Source organism: Lactiplantibacillus sp. YT640 (assembly GCF_049745435.1).
Lineage (GTDB): Bacteria > Bacillota > Bacilli > Lactobacillales > Lactobacillaceae > Lactiplantibacillus > Lactiplantibacillus plantarum.
Window position 1 is genome coordinate 28,289 of record NZ_JBMNVY010000020.1, and the last position, 21,584, is coordinate 49,872.

Annotated in this window: 25 protein-coding genes; 23 read left to right on the top strand and 2 right to left on the bottom strand. The window is 45.5% G+C overall.

Features of this window, described 5'->3' with window-relative positions; all coding sequences use genetic code 11:
- The first annotated feature begins 57 nt into the window (after window positions 1-57).
- Entirely contained in the window at window positions 58-519 is a 462-nt protein-coding gene (locus tag ACOV1R_RS11640) for a MerR family transcriptional regulator (RefSeq protein ID WP_003641539.1), read from the top strand.
- Between the two features lie 85 nt (window positions 520-604).
- Here ACOV1R_RS11640 and ACOV1R_RS11645 read toward each other — a convergent pair whose 3' ends face one another.
- Complete coding sequence (locus tag ACOV1R_RS11645; RefSeq protein WP_217203242.1) at window positions 605-1,714, bottom strand: M24 family metallopeptidase; 1,110 nt, start codon at window positions 1,712-1,714, stop codon at window positions 605-607.
- Window positions 1,715-1,977: 263 nt separating this feature from the next.
- Between ACOV1R_RS11645 and ccpA the strand changes: the two genes are divergently transcribed.
- The 19 genes from ccpA to ACOV1R_RS11740 all read left to right on the top strand — a co-directional run bounded on the left by ccpA (window position 1,978) and on the right by ACOV1R_RS11740 (window position 18,730).
- Complete coding sequence (gene ccpA / locus ACOV1R_RS11650; RefSeq protein ID WP_003641542.1) at window positions 1,978-2,988, top strand: catabolite control protein A; 1,011 nt, start codon at window positions 1,978-1,980, stop codon at window positions 2,986-2,988.
- A 122-nt stretch (window positions 2,989-3,110) separates the two neighbouring features.
- Window positions 3,111-3,983: a sugar phosphate isomerase/epimerase family protein gene (locus tag ACOV1R_RS11655; protein WP_003641543.1), complete on the top strand. Its 873-nt coding sequence runs from the start codon at window positions 3,111-3,113 to the stop codon at window positions 3,981-3,983.
- Window positions 3,976-4,296 carry a DsrE family protein gene (locus ACOV1R_RS11660; protein WP_003641544.1) on the top strand — a complete coding sequence of 107 codons (321 nt, stop codon included), beginning with the start codon at window positions 3,976-3,978 and terminating at the stop codon, window positions 4,294-4,296. Before ACOV1R_RS11655 ends, ACOV1R_RS11660 begins: the two co-directional genes overlap by 8 nt.
- Before the next feature lie 217 nt (window positions 4,297-4,513).
- The gene (locus ACOV1R_RS11665; RefSeq protein ID WP_003641545.1) at window positions 4,514-5,242 is read left to right on the top strand and encodes a YebC/PmpR family DNA-binding transcriptional regulator; all 729 of its coding nucleotides are present in this window, start codon (window positions 4,514-4,516) and stop codon (window positions 5,240-5,242) included.
- Window positions 5,243-5,378: 136 nt separating this feature from the next.
- Window positions 5,379-6,299: a ribokinase gene (gene rbsK / locus ACOV1R_RS11670; RefSeq protein ID WP_003641546.1), complete on the top strand. Its 921-nt coding sequence runs from the start codon at window positions 5,379-5,381 to the stop codon at window positions 6,297-6,299.
- 199 nt (window positions 6,300-6,498) lie between these two features.
- The gene (comGA, locus tag ACOV1R_RS11675) at window positions 6,499-7,473 is read left to right on the top strand and encodes a competence type IV pilus ATPase ComGA (protein ID WP_003645441.1); all 975 of its coding nucleotides are present in this window, start codon (window positions 6,499-6,501) and stop codon (window positions 7,471-7,473) included.
- A complete protein-coding gene (locus tag ACOV1R_RS11680) occupies window positions 7,412-8,458 on the top strand; it encodes a type II secretion system F family protein (protein ID WP_015640611.1) in 1,047 nt (348 codons plus the stop codon). The genes comGA and ACOV1R_RS11680 overlap by 62 nt, the downstream gene beginning before the upstream one ends.
- Entirely contained in the window at window positions 8,455-8,811 is a 357-nt protein-coding gene (gene comGC / locus ACOV1R_RS11685) for a competence type IV pilus major pilin ComGC (protein ID WP_003641549.1), read from the top strand. Before ACOV1R_RS11680 ends, comGC begins: the two co-directional genes overlap by 4 nt.
- The gene (locus tag ACOV1R_RS11690) at window positions 8,801-9,274 is read left to right on the top strand and encodes a type II secretion system protein (RefSeq protein ID WP_021357193.1); all 474 of its coding nucleotides are present in this window, start codon (window positions 8,801-8,803) and stop codon (window positions 9,272-9,274) included. The genes comGC and ACOV1R_RS11690 overlap by 11 nt, the downstream gene beginning before the upstream one ends.
- A complete protein-coding gene (locus tag ACOV1R_RS11695; protein ID WP_003641551.1) occupies window positions 9,267-9,452 on the top strand; it encodes a hypothetical protein in 186 nt (61 codons plus the stop codon). The genes ACOV1R_RS11690 and ACOV1R_RS11695 overlap by 8 nt, the downstream gene beginning before the upstream one ends.
- Window positions 9,445-9,933: a type II secretion system protein gene (locus tag ACOV1R_RS11700; protein ID WP_003641552.1), complete on the top strand. Its 489-nt coding sequence runs from the start codon at window positions 9,445-9,447 to the stop codon at window positions 9,931-9,933. Before ACOV1R_RS11695 ends, ACOV1R_RS11700 begins: the two co-directional genes overlap by 8 nt.
- A gap of 172 nt (window positions 9,934-10,105) precedes the next feature.
- Complete coding sequence (locus ACOV1R_RS11705) at window positions 10,106-11,155, top strand: class I SAM-dependent methyltransferase (protein ID WP_003641554.1); 1,050 nt, start codon at window positions 10,106-10,108, stop codon at window positions 11,153-11,155.
- Between the two features lie 11 nt (window positions 11,156-11,166).
- Window positions 11,167-12,360 carry an acetate/propionate family kinase gene (locus tag ACOV1R_RS11710; RefSeq protein WP_003645437.1) on the top strand — a complete coding sequence of 398 codons (1,194 nt, stop codon included), beginning with the start codon at window positions 11,167-11,169 and terminating at the stop codon, window positions 12,358-12,360.
- A gap of 319 nt (window positions 12,361-12,679) precedes the next feature.
- On the top strand, window positions 12,680-14,065 hold the full coding sequence (locus ACOV1R_RS11715) for an amino acid permease (protein WP_003645436.1): 1,386 nt from the start codon (window positions 12,680-12,682) through the stop codon (window positions 14,063-14,065).
- Between the two features lie 515 nt (window positions 14,066-14,580).
- On the top strand, window positions 14,581-15,189 hold the full coding sequence (locus ACOV1R_RS11720) for a metallophosphoesterase family protein (protein WP_027822798.1): 609 nt from the start codon (window positions 14,581-14,583) through the stop codon (window positions 15,187-15,189).
- A gap of 69 nt (window positions 15,190-15,258) precedes the next feature.
- Entirely contained in the window at window positions 15,259-16,644 is a 1,386-nt protein-coding gene (locus tag ACOV1R_RS11725; protein WP_011101693.1) for a bifunctional metallophosphatase/5'-nucleotidase, read from the top strand.
- Between the two features lie 18 nt (window positions 16,645-16,662).
- Window positions 16,663-17,292 (top strand): YutD family protein, encoded by a 630-nt coding sequence (locus ACOV1R_RS11730; RefSeq protein ID WP_003641560.1) that lies wholly within the window; start codon window positions 16,663-16,665, stop codon window positions 17,290-17,292.
- A gap of 21 nt (window positions 17,293-17,313) precedes the next feature.
- The gene (locus tag ACOV1R_RS11735; RefSeq protein ID WP_003641561.1) at window positions 17,314-18,105 is read left to right on the top strand and encodes a TIGR01457 family HAD-type hydrolase; all 792 of its coding nucleotides are present in this window, start codon (window positions 17,314-17,316) and stop codon (window positions 18,103-18,105) included.
- On the top strand, window positions 18,089-18,730 hold the full coding sequence (locus tag ACOV1R_RS11740) for a TIGR01906 family membrane protein (RefSeq protein WP_003641562.1): 642 nt from the start codon (window positions 18,089-18,091) through the stop codon (window positions 18,728-18,730). The genes ACOV1R_RS11735 and ACOV1R_RS11740 overlap by 17 nt, the downstream gene beginning before the upstream one ends.
- Window positions 18,731-18,820: 90 nt before the next feature.
- On the opposite strand, the gene ACOV1R_RS11745 is transcribed toward ACOV1R_RS11740, so the two are convergent.
- Entirely contained in the window at window positions 18,821-19,477 is a 657-nt protein-coding gene (locus ACOV1R_RS11745) for a VTT domain-containing protein (protein WP_003645434.1), read from the bottom strand.
- A gap of 163 nt (window positions 19,478-19,640) precedes the next feature.
- Between ACOV1R_RS11745 and ACOV1R_RS11750 the strand changes: the two genes are divergently transcribed.
- The 3 genes from ACOV1R_RS11750 (at window position 19,641) to ACOV1R_RS11760 (ending at window position 21,142) form a co-directional block, all read left to right on the top strand.
- Window positions 19,641-20,225, top strand: coding sequence for a peptidylprolyl isomerase (locus ACOV1R_RS11750; protein ID WP_003641564.1), 585 nt, complete (start codon window positions 19,641-19,643; stop codon window positions 20,223-20,225).
- Between the two features lie 129 nt (window positions 20,226-20,354).
- The gene (locus ACOV1R_RS11755) at window positions 20,355-20,762 is read left to right on the top strand and encodes a CvfD/Ygs/GSP13 family RNA-binding post-transcriptional regulator (RefSeq protein WP_003644624.1); all 408 of its coding nucleotides are present in this window, start codon (window positions 20,355-20,357) and stop codon (window positions 20,760-20,762) included.
- Window positions 20,762-21,142, top strand: a complete 381-nt coding sequence (locus tag ACOV1R_RS11760) for a hypothetical protein (RefSeq protein ID WP_003641566.1) — start codon at window positions 20,762-20,764, stop codon at window positions 21,140-21,142. The genes ACOV1R_RS11755 and ACOV1R_RS11760 overlap by 1 nt, the downstream gene beginning before the upstream one ends.
- Window positions 21,143-21,584: the final 442 nt, after the last annotated feature.

Below are 21,584 nucleotides of genomic sequence, written 5' to 3' on the forward strand. Positions count from 1 at the left end.
AAGATAGGACACTGAGCAAGTGCTCGGTGTCCTATCTGCTTTTGAGGAGGAATCACATTGTATTCAATCGGAGCGGTCGCCAAAAAGACCGGTATTTCAAGTTATACACTGCGCTATTATGATAAGGCGGGCTTAACGCCCTTTGTGAAGCGTGATAAGCAGGGCCGCCGGGTCTTCAATGATGAAGACTTGGATTCACTGGCATTGATTCGTTGTCTTAAGCAGACCGGGATGCCGTTAGAGGATATTCGACAATTTATTAGTTGGTGTGCCGATGGGGATGGAACGATTGATCAACGGCTAGCAATGTTTGAAGAGCAACGCCAGGCTGTTGAAGCGCAAATCCATCAATCCTTGTTGAATTTGCAAAAAGTCAATCATAAGATTGATGTTTATCGGCGTGCGAGTCAGGCGGGGAGTGAAGCCGCGGTTGACTGTGACGTGCTGCCATTGAAAACGACGGCGGCACTGTTAGCCGAAGTGGCTGATTATGAAACCGAACATCCGCTACCGGAATAACACTAAAAGCAAGTACCAGTCAACGCTAGGTAAAAAAAGAGGGCCGTCACGGATTATGTCGTGACGGCCCTCTTGACGTTTTTAATTAAAGATCTAATACTTTTAATTCTTTTGGCGTATGGGTAAATGGCTTAAAGCCTTCCTTAGTAACGACCCCACAGTCTTCGATTCGAACACCAGCTACGCCGGGAATGTAGATCCCAGGTTCTACTGAGAAGCACATGCCTTCAACGAGTGGCATGTGGTTACCAGCCATAATCGAAGGAAATTCGTGGTCAGTTTGGCCGATTCCGTGACCTAACCGGTGAATGAAGTATTCGCCATAGCCCGCTTTGGTGATGATATCGCGTGCGATTTTATCGACATCTTCGGCTGCCATGCCTGGTTTAATGGCCGCTTGAGCAGTCAAGTTGGCTTCCAGACAGACGTCAAAGATTTCCTTTTGCTTGGCACTCGGTTGGCCATAAGCAATTGTCCGGGAAGCATCAGAAGCATAGCCTTCATACATGACGCCGAGGTCGAATAGCACTAATTCATTTGGCTTGACTTGGGCTTCGTTAGTTGCACCATGGGGGTTGGCGGCATGTTCACCAGCTTGGACTAAAGTGTCGAAACTCATTTCCATAATTCCCTTTTTCATTAAGGCATACTGTAATTCGGCAGCAATCTGTTGTTCGGTGCGACCCGTCTTGACAGCAGCAAATCCTTGTTCAAAAGCAAAGTCGGCCCATTTACCGGCAATGTTTAGTTTTTCAAGTTCATCAGCTGTTTTGACCAGCCGTAATTGCTGAATATAAGGTGATAGATCCTTATCGAAGTGGGCAGCTGGAAATTGCTGTTTGAGCGCGGTAAAGCGGTCTAACGTCAAGTTCCCAGTTTCAAGGGCCCAAACTTTAGGATCAGTCAATTGTGCGTGAATGTGATCAGCAATTAGCGCGTATGGACCTTCATGGTCGAGGTAGCCGAAAACTTTGTAAGGCCAGCCCATCTCCTTGATTGCTTCAACTTCGAGAGCGGGTGCAAAGAGAAATGGTTCCGCATCCGCGAAAACAAACAGTGCTAGCGTCCGTTCGTAGGGGTTGCTCTCAAAACCAGTCAAATATGAAATTGTGTGAAAGTTACTGATGTAGGTCACGTCAACGTGATTGTCTTGGGTCCATTGACGGACTTGTTGCAGTTTCGTATAATCTGTCAATTCAAACACTCCTTAGATAAAATAATAGATAATAATACTAGTATAGCGCTGTTGATGATAAAAAGCTGAGAATAATGAGCCCAAAATAACAATCTTCGTGTGGTAAATCTTGCATTTTGAAAACAAGTACGGTATTATTTTCATGAAAGCGATTTCAATAACAATCTTAAGTTGCATTGGAAGCGTAATTTTGCTATATTGGTTGATGTTGCATGAAAACGGATGAAAACATATGATACCAAGCAAGAAAGGGCTATTTTTATATGGAAAAACAAACAGTAACAATTTATGATGTGGCACGCGAAGCGGCGGTTTCAATGGCCACAGTTTCACGAGTCGTCAATGGTAATCCCAACGTTAAACCCGCAACGCGTAAAAAGGTACTAGCTGTCATTGAACGGTTAGATTACCGGCCTAACGCAGTTGCACGAGGGTTAGCAAGTAAGCGTTCAACTACGGTCGGGGTAATCATCCCGGACGTGACCAACATTTATTTTGCGGCGTTAGCACGCGGGATTGATGATATTGCGATGATGTACAAGTACAATATCATTTTAACGAACTCCGATGATGCGGGTGAACAAGAAGTCAACGTGTTGAATACGTTGATGGCTAAGCAAGTTGACGGGGTCATCTTTATGGGTAACCATATTGATGACAAGCTCCGGGCTGAATTCAAACGGGCCAAGGCACCAGTTGTTTTAGCTGGGACGGTTGATCCGAACAATGAAACGCCAAGCGTTAATATCGACTACGCTGCAGCTGTTGAAGAAGTGGTCACTAACTTAATTGCACGTGGTCACAAGAAGATCGCGTTGGCTTTAGGCTCATTGTCACAATCAATCAACGCTGAATACCGACTGACGGGTTACAAACGGGCCTTAACCAAGGCTAAGATTCCGTTTGACGACGCCCTCGTTTATGAAGCGGGCTACTCATATGATGCTGGGCGGAAGTTACAACCAGTCATTGCGGATAGTGGCGCTACTGCGGTATTCGTTGGGGACGACGAAATGGCGGCTGGTCTTATCAACGCAAGTATGGAATCCGGGATCAACGTTCCAGATGACTTGGAAGTTGTGACGAGTAATGATACGATTATTACCCAAATCACGCGTCCAGCCATTACCTCGATTACCCAACCATTATATGATATTGGTGCGGTTGCCATGCGGATGTTAACTAAGTTGATGAACGATAAAGAACTTGACGAGAAGACGGTCACCTTGCCATACGGCATTGTTCGGCGGGGCTCAACCAAGTCTGCTGATTAAGTTCGGTTGTCTGCCAGCTAGTGACGTTGGCATAATTTAGAACGATAGCGTTATACTAGGTTTGGAATATTTATTCCAAGCCTTTTTTGGTTTTGGAATGCGTGAAAGGATGAGTTAAACGGATGACACAACTAATAATGCGGCCACGGCCCGGAAAAATTAAGTTAGGCTTGAAGGCGTCCCAAGCACCCGCACAATTAATGGATCGTTTGCAATACCGGCCCGAAGTATTTGAATTTTTTACGAGTGCCACGGACTTTGAACCGGAAGCATTTCAGACACTTAAAACAGCTGTCCAATTTGTAAAGACAACTGTCACCGAGCAAATTGTGATTCATCACCCTATGAGTTATCAAGGCGTTCATCTTGATCAATTGCTTGATCCACATCGTGAAGCTGCGGCGTACCAATTCCTACAAACGAGTACGGCCCAGTTACTTGCGTTGGCGACGGAATTGGATGTCAAGGTGCTCGTACACGGTGGCTATGGTAGCGACAGTGGGCGCTTGATCGATGAGTATGAGTCCTTGCAGGTTGCACGTGACGTGGTCTTTGAGCGGTTGGATAATTTGGTTCGTCAGGCGAGTGGACATGTCGTGATTGAAAATGGGGTAACGGCAAGTTTTATGTATGGTGATCCCCAGTTAGATGAGCGTATCATTCAGCATCATTATCCGCTGGTTTGTGATTTGAGCCACGTCTTCATTGCGCTGCACGGTGATATGGAATTGACCATGTTGGCTTTGAAGCGGCTGGCTCCACTCATTCAACATTATCATTTGGTTGATTCGATGGGGACGCGGCACGATAGTTTACCTTTAGGGCAGGGACTGATTGACTGGCAGCGGGTGTTACCAGTCCTCAACCCGCACGCTACCATGATTTATGAAGTGCCGGATGAAACGGATGCGACCTGCGCTAACATGTTGAGTAGCTATCACTATCTACGCGCACTCGAACTGCGGTCGATCGAGGGAGGACAAGCGAATGACTAACTTAGTAGTCCATGTCGACGAGCCGGCTAAGGTCGCAACGGCCATAAGCAATGTGCAGAATTTTTTGGCAGCCCGGCCAACTAGTACGGTGGTGGTTGTGGTCAACGGGCCCGCTATCACGACGCTGGTAACTGGTGCCTGGAAGCCATTACAACAGACGTTACCGCAAGTTGAGATTGATGCTTGCCATAATGCCATGGTGAGTCATCAAATGACTGCGGCCCAACTTCCTGCCAGTGTGACGGTCGTTCCCGCTGGTGTGGTGCGAATCGTGGACTTGCAAGCTGTGGGTTACGCATATTTACGGCCATAACACCAGTTTGTCGTGGTTGTGGTTGTCATTAGCAAACTGAAATTTCAAATCTGAAAGAGAGTCCAATAACGAAACTGGTTCATTAGATTTGCAATAAAAATCGCAGAACTTGGACGCCCTTGGTTCTAGTGCTTGAAATCGCTCGCTTTTTTTGCTATCATACTTTACGTATGTTTATCTACTAAACTGAAAATAAATATGAAAGAAGGAGTCACACATGTCAGGACATTCAAAATGGCATAACATTCAAGGACGTAAGAACGCCCAAGATGCTAAACGTGGGAAAGTCTTTCAAAAGATTTCCCGTGAACTTTATATGGCTGTAAAAGCCGGGGGTCCTGATCCAGATTCTAACGCGCAATTGCGGTTAGTTATGGATAAGGCCAAAGCTGCCAACATGCCTAAAGACAATATTAAACGGGCGGTTGATAAAGGTAGTGGCTCCGGTGCGGAGAACTACGAAGAAGTTACTTACGAAGGCTACGGCCCTGGTGGTATCGCCGTTCTGGTTCACGCATTAACTGATAACAAAAACCGGACTGCTGCGGCGGTTCGTTCAGCGTTCACGCATCATGGTGGGGCTTTAGCCGCAACTGGTGCGGTTAGTTACATGTTTGATCGTAAGGGTTACATCGTGATCAGTCGCGAAGATTTAGATACCGACGAAGATACGATGTTGATGGACGTTTTAGATGCTGGTGGCGACGATTTACAATCAAGCGACGAAGCGTTTGAAATTTACACTGATCCTAAACAATTAGCTGCCGTTCGTGATGCCCTCGAAGCTAATGGTTACAAGTTGGAAACAGCTGAATTAACCATGATTCCTGAAAACCTAACGGACGTTCCTGCTGATAAAGTGGAAAAGTTACAACACATGATTGATGAATTGGAAGATAACGACGACGTATCAGAAGTATACGAAGCTGCTAACTACCCAGATTAATGATGAAAAGACGTGGTTCTTTGATGATAAATCAAGAACCACGTTTTTTATTGCTTAAAATATTAGTAAAACAAGTGCGTCGAACAGGCCAGTTTGCTAAAATTAGAGCAGTTGAATACTGAAGGGACGAATAATCATGAATAAAGTAACCGTACTAGGTAGTTTGAATGTTGATTCGATTTTGCGTTTCAAGCGTTTTCCTAAGCCTGGTGAAACGCTACCGCTGACTGGTAAGAGTGTCGCTGGTGGGGGTAAAGGGGCTAACCAAGCCATCGCAGCCGCGCGCGCTGGTGCCCAAACGACTTTTATCGGTAAAGTTGGTACTGATCAGGAAGGGGCCTTTATGGTGCAGCAGTTGACGAATAGTGGTGTTAATGACCAATATGTTCAACATAGCAATGTGGCTAGTACCGGCTCAGCTTTCATCTTGTTAGATAGTAGTAGTGAGAACCGTATCTTAATCGATGGTGGAACTAATCAGCAGGTTACGGCCGAAGATGTCGAACGGGCCCAACCCGCAATTAGCGCTAGTACTTTTTTGATTGCACAGTTTGAAACGCCGATTGCAGCAACGATTCGAGGGTTTGAATTGGCTCAGGCCGCTGGGCAAAAAACGATTTTAAACCCGGCACCAGCTACGACGACGGTGCCCGCAGAATTACTAGCGACGACCGACTTAATTGTTCCTAACGAAACTGAGACGGAAACCTTGACTGGCGTGCACATTACTGATGAGCAATCGATGATTCAGGGTGCACAGAAGTTGCAGGCGCTGGGCGTTGCTAACGTGATCATTACCGTTGGGAGTAAAGGCGCTTTCTGGATGCGCGGTGCTGAGCACGGCTTCGTCCCAGCTTATAAGGTTGAGGCCGTTGACACGACTGCAGCTGGGGACACCTTTATTGGTGCACTCAGTTCGGTCTTAATGCCAGACTTTAGTAATTTGGCCGCTGCGGTACGGTTTGCCAACCGGGCATCTTCGATAGCTGTTCAAAAATTGGGTGCGCAACCATCGATTCCAACTAAGGAAGCCATTGAAGCGGCTGAGCGGGCCTAACGCCTTAATTGGTTTATATCGGGGCGCTTATAACGCCGTATGTTAGGATTGCAAATGAAAATATGCGATGACGAGCTGTTCTGGAAATAATTTGTTATTTCTGGAACAGCTTTTTTGATGCCAAAATAAATGTCATTTTTTTCGTGGAAAGTGGTCGTTGTTACGAAACTAATGATTGAAAGGAGCGTGACCATGATAAATGGTGATTGAAGCAGAGTTGAACGAAATCATTCAGGCAGCCGTGAATCAGCGGGCCAGTGATATTTATTGGTTACCCACGGCAGAAGGGTATCAGGTGTTAGTGCAAGCAGCAGGCAGTTTGCGGGCACTTACTCAGATTACAACTGAGTTGGCCCAGCAATTGATGAATCACATCAAATACCGTAGTAACATGGCGATTAGTGATCATCGGCGGCCCCAATTAGGGGCGATGACGTTAACATTGGCAGAGCAAACTTTAAATTTGCGAATCTCGGCAGTTGGCGACTTTTTGGACCGTGAGTCGTTGGTTGTCCGGTTATTGTATGAAGGTCCGGCCCGAAAATTGAGCTATTTGGTCCCACAGCAACGGCAACAATTGAGTCAATTAATGCGACGAACGGGATTGATCTTATTTTCCGGGCCGATGGGTTCTGGCAAAACTTCCACGATGTATGATCTTGTGCGGCAGCTTCGTGGCCAACGGCTAGTCATGACGATCGAAGATCCGGTTGAAATTTATGAACCACAATTTTTACAACTACAAGTAAACGCGCCGGCCCAGATGGCGTATGGCGACTTACTGAAGGTTGGGTTACGCCACCATCCCGACGTCTTTATTATTGGTGAGATTCGTGATGCCGAAACGGCTCGGATTGCGGTACAGGCAGCGCTAAGTGGTCACTTAGTTTTAAGTACTATTCATGCGCGCGGTGTCTACGGGATTATTCCCCGGTTGACGCAATTGGGAGTGGAAGCCGCTGTTTTGGAGCAGGCTTTAACTGCAATGTCCTATCAGCGCCTCGTACCAGTGACGGATGGCAGCGTGGCGACGATTTTCGATACGGTCGTGTTACCGCATGCAAGGCCCAAAACGTCGCAAATGATGACTGAAAGGTGGGCGGAGTTAATTGATGAACAATTGGCAGCGGGCCGTCTCGATCATGCGACGGCCAATCAACTTAAGGAAGCGTAAACGGCTTCCGATTGCTATGCAGGCGAAGCTGTTTGAAACGCTAGCCGACTTGCTAGGCAACGGCTTCTCGTTTCAGCAAGCCTTTCAATTTACATTGGATGTAGAAGGACCGGCCTTTCAATCCTTGCAGCCCGCGCTGGGGCGTTTAGCCGCGGGTGATGATTTGTCTATGGCGCTGCGTCCATACATTGCGGTGGACTTGTATTACCAGTTCTTAATTGCTGAGACTCATGGTGAATTACGCCGGACCTTGATGCAGGCAGGTCAATTAATGCGAGCGCGTGCTGAACAGGGACGCCAAATTCGGCGGTTGTTACAGTACCCTTGTCTGCTGTTAATTCTACTGCTGGGAACTTTAGGCACGGTCAAAGCTGCGATTTTACCGAGTCTTGCTCATGGTGGTAATGGTAGTGGGACAATCGCGAATTGGCAATGGTTTAGCGGTATCACGGTCATTACCTTGGTGATTTGCTTATTGCTGGTTGGCCTTCAAGTTAGCCGATTACCCATTCGGCGGCGCTATCAGTGGTTGGCTCAAGTCCCCTTGATTGGTCCCCTGATCAGAAACTACTGTGGTTACTATTTAAGCCTTAATGCGGGTATGCTGCTGACTGGTGGTTTAGGGATTCGTGGCATTTGTGAAGTCAGTCAGCACTTTCAAACTAAGGCGCTGATTTATCAGCAAGGGCAGGTTATCGAACAGGCGTTACTGACTGGGACTTCGTTAGTCACAATTATCCAGGAGGACCGATTATTACCTGATGAGTTAGCACTACTGGTCGGCAAAGAGAGTCCGGCAGAACAGTTAAGTCAGGAATTACTATACTTTGCAACTTTGCAGTACGAACGCTTGATTCGACAGTTGAACCGGATGATTGGTTGGATTCAACCCATCATGTTTGGCATTATTGCACTCGTCGTTGTCGGCACATACTTGAGTTTGTTATTACCGATGTATCAATCAATGGGGGAGATTTTAAAATGACATTATTAATGAAACGCTTGATGAAAAAAACGGCAGCACCACAGCGCGGTTTTACCTTAATTGAAATGGTGATCGTATTGGCGATCATCAGTCTCTTGATGTTGATCGTGGTGCCCAATTTGAATCAACAACGTAAACAGGCGGCTGGTCGCCAACAAGAAGCCCTGACTGAAGTTGTTCAAAATCAGGCTGAAATGTATGCGAATGATACGGGTAAGACCGTCACGGATGACGACGCAATGTTAGAAGAACTTCGGAACAAGGGATATATTAACGATGGTCAATATAAGCAGGCTAAGTCACAGGGCATTAGTCCGGTACGGCCGCAACCACAAAAAGTAGTTGGTGGTTAAGCGACAGGGATTTACCTTAATCGAAACGGTAGCGGTCTTGGCGATCGTGGCTAGTGTGGCGGTGATTGCTGTGCACCGTTTTCCCACACGGCAACGCCAACAGAATGCGGAACAGGCTTTCTGGCGGGAGTTACAAACGATGTGGCAGCAACGGACCTTAACCGCTAGTGTGACGGGTCAGCCCCAGGTCGTGAGCTTTCGTGGCACGGAAGTCGTGACTTGGGGTGGCAAGCGGGGGCGGCCTATCAGTGGCCCACAGTGGCATCTCCCACTGCCTGCAACATTAAAAACAGAGCGCGGTCGTGATATTCAAATCCAGAAAAATGGGCATCCACAGCTAGCAGTGGTTATTTTCAAGTCGCAATTACAGCCGAAGCAGAAAATCAAACTGAATGCTTTGATGGGGTGGGGGGCCTATAAAGTCACACATGTTAAAGACGCGAATGGGTTTTTTGATGATTGAAACGATTACTGCTCTGGGGCTATTGATGGGTGGTTTGATTGGGTTTGAAAGTTTAGAGATTATGATGCAGTCACATGAACGGCAGACCTTGCAGGCGATTCAGACAGCCAGAAAACAATATGAAGACCGGCAACGTCAGCAGCTATTATCCAGGATACCGGAGCAAGCACATGATTAGGCGGCGCGGTTTTACGTTAATTGAAGCCGTTGTGTCGTTAGCAATCGTGGCCGTAGTGCTGACGACACTTTTTCAGGGGCAGCGCAATTTGGCCCGGCGCACCCAAGTGGATTTGCCAACAGTGGATTGGTATTTGATGCTTCACGAGCTTGAAAATCCGGATCACCATTTTGTGGTGGACCATATTTCCGATGAGGGTGGTCTGACGCCGGGAAAAGCCGTTCATTTGGTTAATACGGTCACCGGCAAACAGTATTTATTGACTTATTATCATATCCTACATCGAATCGGATTGCGCCACTATGGTGGTGGTGAAATCAATCTGATGCAGGGCGTTCGGCAATTTCACGTGGCCGATGATTTGACCCTGACGATGACGACTGATAAGGGGATTCATTTTCAAGCCCAATTACTGTTACCAGATCGGAGGACAATGGTAGATGAGGAAGCGACGCGGAACGATCCTGCTTTCGGTGATTAGCTTATTGTTAATTGGTGGGGCGTTTGAAACCCAACGATACGTTAATTTTCAGTCTCGCCAGACGTTATATCGCTTGATTTTACAATCCTATGAGCACCCTTATCAGCATAATTCGCTCCCTTGATTGGTGAGTGAACCCCGTGACTTGAACTTAACGCGTAAAATCAGTAATATGGTTAAGGATTACAGATTTTGCGGGAGGGTGAGTATTCTGGCACAAGCAGAAACCGAGACGCTTTTTCAGGTCTTAGATCAATCAGTTCAAGTTTTGATGCAACAACTATCCGTTTCTTACGTGGATGCGCTCATTGAGACTGGCGATAATTTATTAAGCCAATCTGTACATGTTGAGGATGGCAAGCCAAATCCGGAACAGACGGCAGCTTTAACAAAGCTCTATCAAACGATCGACTTAAAACAATTGGACGCCGAAACAATTCGGCGTGCGCTTCAGTTGGCCTTACTAAAGGCGATTCATAATGATCACGTTGATCCAAACCATCAAATGACACCAGATTCGATTGGACTGTTAACGGCATACTTGATTGCTAAGTTAGTTGGATCGACGACTGATTTGTCAATTTTGGATATTGCTGTCGGGACTGGTAACTTATTAACTACGGTCATAAATCAGTTGCAGACGGACCGGCCACGTCCGATTCAGGGTTACGGAGTCGATAATGATGATAATCAGTTGGCAATCGCCGCGATGAGCATGGATCTCCAACGATCAGCAGTGGAGTTGTTTCATCAAGACGCAATTGATTCCCTGGTCATGCCGAAAACGACCGTTGTAATTGGTGATTTGCCAGTGGGGTACTACCCATTGGATGACCGTGTCCAAGGTTTTCAAACGAAAGCGACGAATGGTCATTCTTACATTCATCATTTGATGATGGAGCAAGCGATGGCTCATTTGTTACCGGGCGGCTGGGGTGTTTTCCTTGTTCCAACGACGATTTTTCAGTCGCAAGAGTCTCAAGGACTGTTAAAATGGATGAGCACTGCGGCTTACCTCCAAGGTCTGTTGAACTTGCCGACTAACCTTTTTCTTGATGAAAAATCACGAAAATCAATTGTTGTTTTACAGAAACATGGACAACGGGCCCACCAAGCAGGTAAAGTATTACTAGGCGACTTTCCATCATTTGAGGATCAACGTGCCTTTCAAGCGTTTACCGCTCAAATTGATGCGTGGGTCGACCAGAATATTATTCGCTAGGAGTGTGTCGTTTGGGGAAGACCATTGCCATCAACGCTGGTAGTTCGACGTTGAAATTTAAGTTATTTGAAATGCCACAGGAACGGGTGATTGCACAGGGCGCTGTTGAACGAATTGGATTCAAAACTTCACCGGTCAATATTCGCTATGGCGTTGATCATCATTACCAAGAGAAAGCCGTAGTCGCGGACCATTTGGCTGCCGTGAATATCGTTTTGGATGAGTTAATTAAATTGCGAATTATTGACTCATATGATGAAATTACTGGGGTCGGTCACCGGGTCGTTGCCGGTGGCGAGCAATTCCATGATTCAGTTTTAATCACTGACCAAGTGCTTAAGCAGATTACGGATCTGGCCGAATATGCGCCATTGCATAATCCGGCTAATGCGGTCGGTATTCGTGCTTTCAAGCGGGTACTACCACATGTGCCCGCGGTCGCTGTCTTTGATACGGCGTTTCATGCAAGTATGCCGGCGGTTAACTATCTATACTCGTTACCGTATGATTACTATCAACGATATGGTGCTCGCAAGTTTGGCGCTCATGGAACGAGCCATCGCTACGTCGCGGTGCGAGCAGCTAAATTATTGGGCCGACCGCTCGAAACGTTGAAGCTGATTACGTTGCATTTAGGTGCGGGAAGTTCGATTACGGCGATTGATCATGGACAGTCACTAGATACCTCGATGGGATTTACGCCGTTAGCTGGTATTACAATGGCAACGCGCTCGGGCGATGTGGATCCGTCGCTGGTTGCTTATCTCATGAAAAAGCTTAATATTAGCGATCCTGATGAAATGTTAACGATTTTGAATACGCAGTCAGGCTTACTGGGGCTAGCTGGTTCTGCAGATATGCAGGAGCTCGAGGCACGTTATGATGAGGACTCACAGGCTCAGTTAGCTATTGATATTTTTGTCAATCGGATCGTTAAGTATGTCGGTGCTTATTTGGCTGAGCTACAAGGTGCGGATGCATTAGTGATAACGGCTGGTATCGGTGAACGGGATGCACGGATGCGACAACGAATCGCGGATCGGTTGACCTACTTTGGCGTCGCGATTGACCCGACTAAGAATCAAGTCAGTGGTGTCGAACGGGACCTGAGTACGACCGATGCGAAGATTCGGACGTTACTCATTCCTACTGATGAAGAACTTATGATTGCCCGCGATGTTGAGCGCGTGGCTCAGAATCAGTGATCAGCATCGTTTCAATATGATTAAGGTTGTAAAGAGGCACGCGGATGAAAATCCGGGTGCTTTTTTAGATGCTGAAGTGAAAGTTATTCATGTTAGTATGCGTTGCCTTCACTTTATTCACGTAGCGGGAGCGTTCACTGGTTTAGTCAACTAACAAAGCTGAATCCCAGCCATGCAAGTTAGCAAACGCTTACGCGTACATAAGATGAATTTCGTTAGCAAACAATGGTATAGTCCAATCGTGTGATTTTCTTAAGCGTGGCCTTTTGAATGCTAGGAATTTGGCCGCTATAATAATTTCAAGGGGAGTGCAAAGATAATGACGAAAGAAAATTCACAGCCTGCGACGGAACAACTCTCGCGAGGCTTAAAAAGCCGCCATGTTCAATTAATTGCCATCGGCGGCACGATTGGGACCGGACTGTTCTTAGGGGCCGGTCAATCTATCCACTTGGCGGGGCCAGCGATCCTGATCGCATACTTAGTGACCGGTTTAGTGTGCTTTTTATTAATGCGGGCGTTAGGTGAACTACTGTTATCTGACCTTCATACGCATTCTTATATTGATTTTATTAAGCAATACTTAGGTGATAAGACCGGCTTTGTGGCTGGATGGACGTATTGGGTTTGCTGGATCACGATTGCGATGGCCGAAATTACTGCTGCTGGTGAGTATATGCAGTTTTGGTGGCCTAAGTTACCGCAATGGCTTCCGGGGCTGATTATCTTGATTTTATTGCTGGGCTTGAATTCTATTAATGTCTCAGCGTTCGGTGAAACTGAATTTTGGTTTGCGATTATTAAGATCGCTGCTATCTTGGCATTAATTGCTGTTGGGATTGGTATGGTCTTGTTTAGCGTTAAGACCCCTGTGGGCCACGCCAGCTTAACCAATTTGGTTAGTTATGGCGGTTTTATGCCACACGGAATCAAAGGCTTAGTGCTTTCCTTCCAGATGGTCCTGTTCAGTTTTATTGGGATCGAGATGGTCGGCATGACAGCTTCTGAGACGGCTGATCCGAAGACGGTGATCCCCAAAGCAATCAATGATATTCCCGTGCGGATCATTCTGTTTTATGTTGGGTCACTATTCTTTCTAATGTGTATGTACCCGTGGCAATACTTTTCATCGGCACACAGCCCGTTCGTACAAGTATTCACCAATTTGGGAATTCGTTCAGCGGCTGCGATTATCAACTTCGTAGTGCTCACGGCGGCCGCTTCTAGTTGTAATAGTGCGTTATTCAGTACCGGGCGGATGTTATTCTCACTAACGTATGATGGCAAAAGCAAGTTTGCCAAACGAATGGGGACACTATCGACCCGCCAAGTTCCCCGCAATGCGTTATGGTTCTCGACGCTGGTGATTGGGTTGTCAGTAATTCTAAACTTACTGATGCCTGGGAAAGTCTTCTCGCTGATTGCGAGTGTATCGACTACTTGTTTTATCTTTATTTGGGGCGCAATCGTCGTCGCACATATCAAGTATCGACGTCAAGCGGGCAGTCAGGCTAAAGTGAAATTCCAGATGCCACTGTTTCCGTTATCTGATTACTTCATTCTAGTGTTCTTAGCTTTTATCGCTGTTGTTCTCTGTCTGAAGTTTGAAACGTTAATCGCGTTACTCGTGTCAGCGGTCTGGGTGGTTGGCTTATACATTGTCAAGATCGTTAGTGACCGAATTCGTCAACGGACACACGACTAGTCAGCAATAACCAGGAGTGCTGATTGGCTATCAAGTAGGTTAACTAATGGGATTTATGAAGTGCACTTAACTCTGCCGATTGCAGTTAAGTGCACTTTTTGACGATATTAGCTAGATTTGTGAATATGGGTTGGTCATAAAACATGGTTCCAGTGCTGACAAAGCAATAAACTTAAAACTGTTCTAGTGTCTTTTAGAACGGTGCGCGGTACAATGATAAATGACTAACGCGTTGTGTCAGGTGTTCTTTAAAATGGTTCATGATTAATACGTGCTGTTCAGTAAGTGCCAAAACTGTCAGCTTTGACTCGGTGGAAACGGTTTGTTTAGTATAAACTTGCCGAGTTAGTGTGCCATATGATGACTGACAGTCGTAATAGGATTCGAATGACTGACATGGGTATATGCTGACGAACGGATAAGTCAGCTTTTCAAGCAAAAGTCATGAAATTCGCTAGACATGACACATCCGATTGATGTTACAAATGTAAATATACGAATAAGAGGTTTGAACGATGCAATATTTTACGTCCGACACACATTTTTATCATGCTGATTTGTTGGGGGACAACGACTTTGCGCCCCGGCTATTTCCAGATGTAGAGACAATGAACCAAGCGATTGTTGACCATTGGAATGCCCGTGTGACGGATCAGGATACAGTCTATCATTTAGGCGATGTTGCGCTGTATTTTACGCGACCAGCGAAATTGTCTTATGAGCGGGTTTTTGCACTCTTAGCACAGTTAAATGGCAAAATCATTTTTATAAAGGGAAACCATGATTCACGGGCCTTCTTTAAGTATTTGGCTGCTCATGATCCACAGTTGAATGGTCAACCGAAGTTTGAGTTTCACGACGTGGGGGTACTGATTAAGTACGACCACCGCCAATACTATATAACGCACTACCCAATGATGATGGGGATCGTCAAACAAATTATCAATTTGCACGGGCATATTCATCATTATGCCGTCAACGTCAAGGAGAACATCAACGTGGGTGTCGATACACCAGAAGTCGATTACTTGGACCATCCGGTGCCCTTTGGAACGCCATTTTCACTGGCCGAGATCGAGCAGATGGTTGACGGTAAAGCCATTGATTTTGCCAAGCGCCAGTAAGCGAGTGCTTGACCGACTTTGGTGAATGCTTTAGGATTAACAAAGACAACGATTGAGGGGCGATTGACCGTGGACGAGCAAGTCACGATTCTGCATACCAATGATATTCATTCGCATTTTGAAAACTGGCCACGTATTCAACGGTATTTATTAACCGAACGTGAGCAGCGCCGGCAATCTGGAAGCCATGTGATCACGGTTGACCTCGGCGACGCGGTTGATCGTGCCCATCCACTCTCAGAAGCCACTCAAGGGCAGGCCAACGTGGCGTTATTGAACGCGATTGGCTATGATGCGGTCACGATTGGCAATAATGAAGGACTGGGTTTAACGCACGCGGCCTTAAACCGGTTGTATGACCGCGCCAACTTTGATGTTGTTCTCGATAATTTGACAGATACTGCAACGCAACGACCGCCGCAGTGGGCATTACCAGCTAAAATCATTACAACTGCACGGGGGACACGAGTCTTGTTGCTGGCATTTACGGCACCGTTTACGTTGACTTACCCGTTGAACGGTTGGACGCCGGCCAGTGTTAAGACGCGATTCCCAGAGTTGTTACGACAATATGCAGGGCAATATGATGTCTTAATCGTGATGTCCCACCTTGGTATCAATGTCGATCGGTGGTTAGCAAAACAGTTTCCGGTGATCGATGTTGTTATTGGCAGTCATACGCATCATTTACTGGTGAACGGTGAACTGAAAAATGGGGTCCTGATAGCGGCAGCTGGAAAATACGGTGAGTATATTGGGCGAATTGAACTGACGATTGATCATCAACATCACGTTAAAGCGGCCGCGGCGCATACTGTTGCCACGGCCAGCTTACCAATTGTGGCCGGTGATGAAACGTTGATTACTGGCTGGGAGCAACAGGGTGAAACGTTACTCACGCGGCAAGTTGTTGCGAAGGTGCCGACGCAGCTGCGGCCACATTGGCACCATGCAAGTGATTTGACGGCCCTCGGGCTAGCGGCCATTACGGACTATGCCAAAACTGATCTAGGTATGTTGAACGGTGGCCTGTTCATGCGGGATCTTCCCGCAGGCATGGTCAACCGAAATGATTTACATACCATGCTACCTCACGCGATGCATGTTATTCGAGTGACGTTAAGTGGTGAAGCATTGTGGCGCTTAGTCTATGAGATGGAGTTAGTTCGCCCGTTTTTGAACAAATTTCCGATTAAAGGAATGGGATTTCGTGGTCAAGTCTTTGGTTATATCCAGTACCAGGGCCTCACGTGGAAAACGGGACAGCATACATTACTAGTGAATGGTCAGCCGGTCAATCGGCAACAAACGTACCAGATTGCGTTATTAGATCATGATTTATTCATTCCGTTTTTCCCGACCATTAATATCAGTGGTCGAACTGAGATATTATTTGAAGCCATGTTAAGAACGGTCGTTGGCGATTACTTAATGCGTCGATGGCCGGTTAAATAAGAGAAAGGTGGTGTCAATGTGAATCGCGAACATATTGATGAACTAGCTGAACAACAAGCGGAACGGCGGCGCAATTTGTATCATGGATTACGAACTGATAAGACCCACTTTGAAGTTAGCAAGCACCCGTTTGAAATCGTGTACGATTATCGCCAAGGGTTTGACCTCGACAAGTTCGTTGAGCGCTACAGCTCAATTTTAAATAAATATGATTATATTGTCGGTGATTGGGGTTTTGAACAGTTACGGTTAAAAGGTTTTTTCCGTGATGATATGAAAGATGTCCAGCGCTCACAGACGATTGGGGCGGTCCAAGACTATCTGTACGAATATTGTAATTTTGGTTGCGCCTATTTTATCATTAAAAACGAACGGGTCATTAAACCTAAGCGTACCAGTCGCTCACGTAAGGATGATCGGCGGGGAAAGAAAAACACTAATAGTCGGCAATCCCGAGCGCGGAGTAACCGTAACAGTAGTCGCAGCAAACAACGGCGGAAGTCTCATAGCTTCACCACTAAGCAGAAGGCCGCACCGTTTACTGAAAAGCGGCGGCAACCGGCGAAAGTTACGGCCGGTAATGGTAAGCAAGCGCAAACAACGAAGCAGAGTAGTGGTAAACGCCACTTTACGATTCGACAAAAGTAGGAACAGAGAGAGGTATTTTGATTGGGTAAGTACAAGGGTTATTTAATTGATTTAGATGGAACAGTTTATCGTGGTCGGGAACGTATTCCTGCTGCTAAACGGTTTATTGAACGACTACAGGCTAGTCAGACTGATTTTTTATTGGTCACGAATAACACGACTAAATCACCAGAAGATGTGGCTGCAAACTTAGCGAACAATCATGATATTCATGTGAGTCCTGCGAATGTTTATACGGCAGCGTTAGCGACTGCAGACTATGTTAATGACCTTGCAGGTGATGGTGATAAAACGATGTACGTCATCGGGGAACTTGGCTTGAAGGGTGCAATGTTGGAAAAGGGCTTCAAGTTCGATGAGCGCACACCTAGATTCGTAATCGTTGGTTTAGACTATGATGCGACCTACCATAAATTTGAACTTGCTACGCTGGCAATTAAGCGGGGGGCTAAGTTCATTGGCACCAACGCGGATACTAATCTTCCAAATGAGCGGGGGCTAGTGCCAGGTGCTGGTTCAGTAATTGCGATGGTCGAACGGGCCACCCAACAACGTGCAACTTACATTGGTAAGCCGGAGACAATTATTATGCAGAAAGCGGTCGACCGGATTGGTCTCGATAAGCACGATTGTGTGATGGTTGGTGACAATTATATGACGGATATCTCAGCGGCAATTAACTTTGGGATTGACTCCTTATTGGTGTATACCGGTGTCTCTACCCCTGAACTAGTGGCACAACAGGCCGTCAAACCAACTAATGAGATCAATTCTTTGGACGAATGGGACCTAGACGATGGTGTGGCTAAATAAATTTAAAAATGCGGCTCAGTGGCTGAGTTTATACTTATGGTTAGTGAGTGGCACGATAATTGTAACAATCAACGCGAGCTGGTTGTATTTTGCCAATGCGGTTGGTCAAAAGTTAGGCGCAACTGTGAATTTGACATTGGGACGGCTGATGACGAACTACTATCAGCTGTTAGCATATCTTAACTTTCCGTGGGTACCCAAATTAACTATGAACGATTTTACGGATTCGACGAGTGCGTTGGTTCACTTTGCGGATGTGAAGAATCTATTTATGCTTGATTACGGTGTGTTTATCGTCACGAGTGTTGTGGTCTATTTTTTTTGGCAGCGACTACGACGTGATCGACAATTGTGGCGGTTAGTATTACCGATGCAGACAGCCCTCTGGGTACCACCAGTAGTGACCGTTATAATGGCTATCAATTTTGATCAGTTCTTTATCATGTTCCATAAGATCTTATTTCGCAATTCGGACTGGTTGTTCGATCCACTATTGGACCGAATCATTTTGGTCTTGCCGGATACGTTCTTCGGTCAGTGCTTTGTTCTAGCGTTTATCCTGATTGAGTGGTCTTTTTTTTACTTACTCAGTATCGGCAGACAAGCGTTACGTGAAGCGGATTAATGAAGAGTATTTACAGTGGACACTGCATTTTAAGTTAGATTATAAAAGGCCGGTCAGCTATTATTAGCTGATCGGCCTTTTATAATTGGATTAATCTTCGTTTTCAGTTGGATGGCTAAAGCGTGCGCGGATAGCAGAGAAGACAGCTGGAATCAGTGAAACCAGGATGATTCCAATGACAACCATCGAAAAGTGTTCCTTAACGAACGGGATATTACCGAAGTAGTAGCCACCACCACAACAGAGAATGACCCACAGGACACAGCCGATAACGTTGTAGCGAATGAATTGTTGATACTTCATTCGCGAACTGGCAGCTACAAATGGGACAAAGGTTCGGATGATTGGCATGAAGCGTGCGATGGTCACGGTGATGCCACCATGTTTTTCGAAGAATTTTTCGGACTTTGCCAGCTGTTTTTGATTGATCAGTCTACCAAACCAGGATGTTTCAGTTAGGCGTTCTCCTAGGAAATGACCAATATAGAAGTTAAGTGAGTCGCCCGCCAAAGCTGCCACCAAGAAGAGAATGACAAAAGTCCAGATATGTAAGCCATAGGTTGGATTAGCGGCGAGTGCGCAAGCTGCAAATAAAAGGGAGTCACCGGGAAGAAATGGTAAAATGACCGCGCCAGTCTCAATGAAGATGATGGCAAAGAGAATTAGGTAGGTCCAGATTCCAAAACTATTCACGATGGTGACTAAGTGTTGGTCAATGTGCAACACAAAATCGATTAAAAAACTCATGGTTACCTCCAAGTAATGTGAAATTAATCCTATCTAGGTTACCAGAAAATCAGTCGAAATACTATGCTTAGTCGCTAATCGCAAGAAATCCTTACAAATGGCTAGCATTTAATCGAGTTCTCTTGTATTATCAAGATAATCTTAATAGAAAACGGGTGATTTTGTGGCATTTCCGCAATTAGATTTAAGTCAGGTCGATGGACCAAAAGCAACAATCAAAACTAACTTTGGTGATATTAAGGTTCAACTATTTCCAAAGCAGGCCCCCAAGAGTGTTGAAAACTTTGTTGGTTTAGCTCAGAAGGGTTACTACGATGGCATTATCTTCCACCGGGTCATTCCTGATTTTATGATTCAGGGTGGCGATCCAACCGGTACCGGGATGGGTGGCGAAAGTTTGTGGGGTAAACCATTTGAAGATGAATTCTCACAAGAGGTTTTCAACTTGCGAGGGGCATTATCAATGGCCAACGCTGGTCCTAATACGAACGGTAGCCAATTCTTTATCGTTCAAAAGCCACAATTAGATGCTGGGATGAGTGATCAGATGAAGCAAGCTGGTTATCCGGAAGAAATCGTGACTGCGTATGGCAATGGTGGCACGCCCTGGCTAGATTTCCGGCACACTGTTTTTGGTGCAGTTAGTGATGGGATGGATATCGTTGATAAGATTGCGGCCACTGAGACTGGTATGCAGGATAAACCAGTGAAGGATGTTGTGATCGAAACAATTACAATTGAGGATTAGTTAGTTTGAAAGAAATCTGCGGCTGCGGGTTTCTTTTTTTGCAATTACGATTTTGCAATCCGCTGTATTCAGGTTATAATATTGGGGATTAGAATTATCGACAATATAGAATGAATGAGAAAGGATGGTATGATCGTGAGCAATTATCGAATTGGTATGCGGGTACACGGACGAGTCACTGGTATTCAACCATATGGTGCTTTTGTCACCTTAGATGGTGAGCATCAGGGATTGATTCACATTTCAGAGTGTCATGAAGGATACGTTAAAAGTATTACTGAGTATCTAAAGGTTGGTCAAGCCGTAGATGTTATTATTTTAGATATTGACGAATATACTGGAAAAATCAGCTTGTCATTACGTTGTATCGAGCATCAACCGCATCCGACGGTCAATGATTTGGAAATCTACAAGACTTTTCGGCATAAGCATTTTTGGACGAATCGGCATGTTCATGCTGGCTTTGAACCAATTGCCAATCATTTAGCGAGTTGGACTTCGGATTCACTAAATCGATTGAAAGCGGGTGAGTATTAGTGCAGAAAAAAGTTGCCGGGACAATTATTTATAATGACCAGCAAGGGTCGCACTTTTTAGTTAAGCATTCTACTAATGGATACAATTTTTATCAGTTGCCAGTACGAGCAGGGCATTCGCCCTTAGCGTCAGTATTGTGGGATTTGCGATATACGATTGGTATTGATGTTGACCAATTGCGCTTGTATGATTCGATTATGGCTGAGTTGGATGATGAAAAAGTTGCGGTCTTTGTCTTTGACCACCTAGCTGTTGACGGGCAGGTACGTGCAAAGTTTGATCGTCAAGGGCTCGAGTTTGTTCTAGCCAGTGAATTGCACGAGTTATTTACGAGTGTTCGTGTGAGTGAAACAATGCCGTTTACGAATTTATCAAAATAAATTCGAATAAAGGGTTGACCTGCATACTAATACTTGATAATATATATCTTGTCGCTGCGAGCACTGCTGTTAAACAGCTAGCCGCTAGCACTTACATTGTTTCATTTCAAATTGTTGTAAGTGAATAAATATTCAAAACAGCAAAAAAGTTATTGACATGAGTAATCGCTAATGATAAGATATTTCTTGTCGCGTTAACAATTCAACTGATTGAGGTGTTAACGATTATGTTATGGTAATAACGTTTCAAATTCATTTGCATAGTTATTCAACTTCTTAAATAAAGTTGTTGACAAGGAAATGATGAAATGATATTATGTAATAGTTGTGTTAAGCGATTAACGCACGGAATTAGATCTTTGAAAACTGAACAAAGTTTCGACGAATCAAATGTGTAGGGTCTCTTGATTTTGAATCAAGAGCAAAACATTTGCGAAGTCAA

Bases quoted from the DNA above. Each gene is read 5' to 3' on its own strand.
- ccpA (WP_003641542.1), top strand. From the start codon at position 1,978: ATGGAAAAACAAACAGTAACAATTTATGATGTGGCACGCGAAGCGGCG.
- ACOV1R_RS11655 (WP_003641543.1), top strand. From the start codon at position 3,111: ATGACACAACTAATAATGCGGCCACGGCCCGGAAAAATTAAGTTAGGC.
- ACOV1R_RS11660 (WP_003641544.1), top strand. From the start codon at position 3,976: ATGACTAACTTAGTAGTCCATGTCGACGAGCCGGCTAAGGTCGCAACG.
- ACOV1R_RS11665 (WP_003641545.1), top strand. From the start codon at position 4,514: ATGTCAGGACATTCAAAATGGCATAACATTCAAGGACGTAAGAACGCC.
- rbsK (WP_003641546.1), top strand. From the start codon at position 5,379: ATGAATAAAGTAACCGTACTAGGTAGTTTGAATGTTGATTCGATTTTG.
- comGA (WP_003645441.1), top strand. From the start codon at position 6,499: ATGGTGATTGAAGCAGAGTTGAACGAAATCATTCAGGCAGCCGTGAAT.
- ACOV1R_RS11680 (WP_015640611.1), top strand. From the start codon at position 7,412: ATGAACAATTGGCAGCGGGCCGTCTCGATCATGCGACGGCCAATCAAC.
- comGC (WP_003641549.1), top strand. From the start codon at position 8,455: ATGACATTATTAATGAAACGCTTGATGAAAAAAACGGCAGCACCACAG.
- ACOV1R_RS11695 (WP_003641551.1), top strand. From the start codon at position 9,267: ATGATTGAAACGATTACTGCTCTGGGGCTATTGATGGGTGGTTTGATT.
- ACOV1R_RS11700 (WP_003641552.1), top strand. From the start codon at position 9,445: ATGATTAGGCGGCGCGGTTTTACGTTAATTGAAGCCGTTGTGTCGTTA.
- ACOV1R_RS11705 (WP_003641554.1), top strand. From the start codon at position 10,106: ATGGTTAAGGATTACAGATTTTGCGGGAGGGTGAGTATTCTGGCACAA.
- ACOV1R_RS11715 (WP_003645436.1), top strand. From the start codon at position 12,680: ATGACGAAAGAAAATTCACAGCCTGCGACGGAACAACTCTCGCGAGGC.
- ACOV1R_RS11720 (WP_027822798.1), top strand. From the start codon at position 14,581: ATGCAATATTTTACGTCCGACACACATTTTTATCATGCTGATTTGTTG.
- ACOV1R_RS11740 (WP_003641562.1), top strand. From the start codon at position 18,089: ATGGTGTGGCTAAATAAATTTAAAAATGCGGCTCAGTGGCTGAGTTTA.
- ACOV1R_RS11745 (WP_003645434.1), bottom strand. From the start codon at position 19,477: ATGAGTTTTTTAATCGATTTTGTGTTGCACATTGACCAACACTTAGTC.
- ACOV1R_RS11755 (WP_003644624.1), top strand. From the start codon at position 20,355: ATGATCGTGAGCAATTATCGAATTGGTATGCGGGTACACGGACGAGTC.